General features: G+C 59.7%; 1 protein-coding gene. It reads left to right on the top strand.

From position 1 onward, the window contains the following. The coding region (locus ACEO2X_RS14140; protein WP_371972182.1) for a solute carrier family 23 protein at window positions 1–496 on the top strand (496 nt) is incomplete at both ends.

Below are 496 nucleotides of genomic sequence, written 5' to 3'. Positions count from 1 at the left end.
GACGGTGACCGGCGCGGTCGTTATGCTCATCGGGTTCAACCTCGCCCCGGTCGTCGCCAAAACGTACTGGCCTACCGATCAGTGGACGGCGCTCATCGTCATGTTGCTCGTCATTGCGTTGTCGGTAGGACCGCGTGGCTTCGTGTCCCGGATCGCTATCTTCCTGGCTCTGGTTATCGGCTATCTGCTGTCGTGGACCGAAGATCTCGTATTTGGCCCGCTGCACCACTCCGATGGCAGCACCGCCCCGCGAGTGGACTGGTCGGCGGTACACAACTCCGCGTGGATCGGCCTACCTCCGGCGACGAACCTAAACAACTGGCAATACCTGCCCCAGGTTCACAACGGATCCCACTACGCATCAACCAATGTCGTCGGATTTCACCTGCCGGCCTTCCACTTGGCCTTCATCTTGCTAGCTTTGCCGGTGGTTATCGCCCTCATCGCTGAGAACACCGGCCACGTCAAAGCGGTCGCTGAAATGACCGGTAAGAAC

The sequence above is a fragment of the Acinetobacter sp. AL9 genome (assembly GCF_041464035.1).
In the GTDB taxonomy this organism is placed as follows: Bacteria; Pseudomonadota; Gammaproteobacteria; order Pseudomonadales; family Moraxellaceae; genus Acinetobacter; species Acinetobacter towneri.
Note: the sequence above shows the minus strand (reverse complement) of the source record. Positions and strands in the feature narration are given on the sequence as shown.